Source organism: Endozoicomonas sp. ONNA1 (assembly GCF_024606325.1).
Classification (GTDB): Bacteria; Pseudomonadota; Gammaproteobacteria; order Pseudomonadales; family Endozoicomonadaceae; genus Endozoicomonas_A.
On record NZ_JAHHPN010000215.1, the window covers coordinates 1 to 3,914 of the forward strand.

Consider the following 3,914-nt stretch of genomic DNA (forward strand, 5'->3'; position numbering starts at 1 on the left):
TCCAATGCCGCAGCTGAAAATACAGAATGAAAAAATGGAAATTAGCAACTGGTCAGAGGAGCAGTTCAGGATTTTTTTGAAAATCACTGGGGTGCCTGAACACTATTATTTGTCAGCAGATCATTGGCAAAAGCGTTCAGAACCCGATTACCCGGTATGTATCCAGGGACTCGAAACCGGGTTAGTCGTAAACAGAGAGCCCGGGGCAAAAGGTGATGTTGGAGTCGCGCCCTTCAACCCAATACCTATGCATGTGCTGGCTACCCTGATCAGCAGAGGAATGGCCATCAAAGCTGTCGCCTGGAAATCCCTTGACCATCATAAAGAGAGACTGCCTGTCTCCTTGCTTGGCAAACTGAAAATAAGCATCGAAGCATCAGATACAAAATGCCCCGATGAGATTAAAAAATCACTGTTTCAATACTTGAATAACGTTCCATCCAGAACAGCTGAAGCCTGTGAGCCGATCAGTGAACCGGAACTACAAAGCGTTAACCCACCCGACGACCAAAGAGAAAAACAGGCGTTTGGCCGCCTATGGTTAAAGCTAAATCAGACAGAAGTTTTTAGCACTGAAATACTGACATTACTGAACGAGTATGAGAATGAAATGGAGCTTATGCATGTAGTGACCGTCCTTAAAAAAGCCAAAATTGATATCGCCGACCACATACTGAAAAGATGGAGGCAACTGGCATGCAGAAAAATAAAGCGGTTAAGAAGAGGAGACCCTTTATTATCAGGGGTTAATCCTGATGTTTATCAGAGTTGCCAGGAATTAGAGTTACTTGATGGGTGTGGGAGTATTTTCTAATTGCCAACTCCGTTTATGGCGCGAAAACCAGTGGGATGCTATACATTCTCGTGCATACGGCAAACGTCAATCAATGCGCCTGAGTCTATGGGACGCCCACAGAAAAACAAAACTATCTGCCCGATGGTCCGATCACTGCTGCTGTTAGTGACAATAATGTCTGGTGAGTCACTGCCTGCAGTGGGATTAGACAGCTCAAACCTGCTGCCAGCACATTTCTTGTATACTAATAAGTTAGCCGGACATGAACAGCCCAAGCCTCTTCCGGTTGGGCTGACGCAATTAGCGCTCATTTTGCTTCAGCTGCTGCCGAATAACAGTCCCCCTGCGTTTCTTCAATTACCTCTCCAACCCGTTTGGCCAATGACGCAAACACGCCGCATTGACCTGATGGTCACGTCTCCGAAAGCCCTGGAGCATTCTTCCACTGCTCTGACCGCCACGGGGGCTGCCGGTGGAGATGATGGCGACAGGCCACCTGACGGAAATCACTGGAATCCTGACAAGGTGCCTCTCCCTGACCTCACCCTCGTTCCTGACCCTGTTCAAAAATGCCTGCAACAAAAAAGGCGACTGCTTCGAATATTACGAATGAAACGACTATGGGCGATTAAGACAGGCCAAACCACGCTGGCCCGGATTTTGTCAGACCGGATCATGGTGATTGAAGCGGACCTTCTTGATCTGGAAAGGTCAGACCCCGCCACGATTCATCCGGGGCTGGTTAAGACATGGCTAGCAGAGAATAGTCGGGAAATCAGCCTTTACCGTGTGATCGCTTCTGGCAAATACTATGGCCGTCAAACGTGTAACGGGGAAAAGGATCAACCCTCCGGAACGACCAAAGCATCAACAACCACGACAACGTCTCAGAACAGGCAGATGAGCGAAGTCCCTGCCTGTAACCAGGGAACCGGTTCATCAGGCGGCAGTGGTCGTGGAGGTGATGACCCACTAAAACCCTCTGCTGAGCAGGATAACGAAAATTTGGTTGTAACTTGTTCCAATTGTGAAAAGACACTGAATACACAGGAAATAAGTCGCATAGCAAATGAGGAATCAGCTTCAGCGTTTTTATGCAACACCTGCCTTTCAGGCACTAATGGTAAAAAAAGAGCAAGACGTAGCTCAGAAGAAACTCAGCTGCATGACTCATCAGAACCTGCTCAGAAAAAAAACAAGGGCTCGTGTAGAAAGAGAAATAATTCGAAAGCAGTTGCACCAACACCGGCTAAAAAAAAGAAACGAGCAGACACTCGAATCTCAGATGACCCATTGGAAAAAGTAAAAGAAAAAATCCTTTACGAATTAACTGAGGAAGAGCTGGAAAAAGTGCAAACCCTGATGCAGGTTTTCAAGAAAAAAAACATCACAGCCAAGTACACTTTTTATAACTTACTTGGTTTCGTAGAGAGAAAGTCTTTTAATGGCTTCTTCGATAATGCAATCGTTTTTTTTCGGCACCTTCCTGAAACCATCAAAAATACCGGCATGTTGACCGGCATGTTAAAGAATATAAAAAAACATACCCGTGATTTTGCCGAACGTAGCCAAAGCGAACTCAAATATTTAGCGAGTTTAGATGTATTGACTTCCTTTTCGTCCATGAATAATGGGAAAGGCGTACCCAAGCCTGAGGAAATGAAAGAAGTGCTGGGCTGGCCGGAATGGAAAGACAAGGGTGGTAAATTCAGTACGGAGCTGTTCCGCTCTTTATCGTCTATGTACGCCAAAAGAGGTATGCCCGGACATGAGGAAGTGAGAGAGATGCTGGGCTGGTCGGAATGGAAAGACAAGAATAATGAGTTCAGTATTGAGCTGTTCCGCTGCTTCACGTCCATGAATCATGGCAGAGGCATGCTCAGACATGAGGAAGTGAAAGAGGTGCTGGGTTGGCCGGAATGGAAAGACAAGGATGGTGAGTTCAGTATGAAGCGGTTTCGCGCTTTCTCATCCATGAATCATACCAAAGGTATGCTCAAACATGAGAAAGTGAAAGCGGTACTGAGCTGGCCGGAATGGAAAGACAAGGATGGCAAGTTCAATATGCAGCTATTCCACTCTTTCTCGTCAATGTACAACACCAACGGCGTGCCCAAACATGAGGAAATGAAAGAGGTACTGAGCTGGTCTGAATGGAGAGACAAAAATGGTGAGTTCAGTATGGAGTGCTTCCGCGCCTTTTCTTGCATGAATAATGGTCAGGGCATGCTCAAATATAAGGAAGTAAAAGAGGTGCTAGGCTGGCCAGAATGGAAAGACAAAGATGGCGATTTCAGTATAGAAAGGTTCCGCGCATTCTCGTCCATGAATCATTGCCAGGGCGTGCCCAAACATGATCAGGTAAAAAAAGTGCTGGACTGGACACGTTGCCGGGGGACAACCAATCATCTGCTCCTGCAAATTATGACCAAGCTCTGGAAATCAGAAAGCCTACCTGCTATTAAGATGCTGCAACATCAGGAAACACAACTGAAACAGTGGCTGTTTACAAAATTTACTGAAGGAAATGGCGATTCAGATAGTGAAGAGGACGACGAATACAATAGCGATTCAGAGGATGACAAATTCAATCGTCAGATAAAAACAGTGGCTCTTTACCTTTCCACCTCCAAACCGGACTTGTCACTCAGCTGGGCAGTGTTAAAACAATTTCTTAAAATCCATGAAAACACCAAAACCGTTCTGATGCTAAAACCATTGATAAGACTTCTTTCTTCTTATGGCGGCAAAGGTGTTGAGCGCTACCTCCGGGCTGATCGACAGGACCGGAATTTTTTGCTGCATCATTCGAGTAAGTCCTTGCCTTTGCATGTATTAGACAAGGCAATGGTTCTGTTTTCTGCCAGTGAACACAGATCGCGTTTTGTCTATTTCGTCAAACGGCTGAAGTCATTACCGGATAAGAGCCTGTGGGAACATTACTCAGCCCGGTTGCAAGCATTGTCGGGGGTGCTGAAACTCAAATACATGCAAAGGCTTTACTTGAAAATTCTGCAACCTTTAACAAAGGATGATCAGCTGCGCTTTCTGGAAGCCAGCCGTGCCCAGGCTGTATTCGACCTGTTTCCCTCGTTGAGCGCCCTGCATAAACTCAGCA

2 protein-coding genes are annotated in these 3,914 nt (G+C 46.1%); both read left to right on the forward strand.

The features are described 5' to 3' along the window. Window positions 1–814, forward strand: an 814-nt coding sequence (locus KDK19_RS05040) for a hypothetical protein (RefSeq protein WP_257275581.1), incomplete at its 5' end; no start/stop codon positions are given. 363 nt (window positions 815–1,177) lie between these two features. After that, window positions 1,178–3,914, forward strand: a 2,737-nt coding sequence (locus KDK19_RS05045) for a hypothetical protein (protein ID WP_257291477.1), incomplete at its 3' end; no start/stop codon positions are given.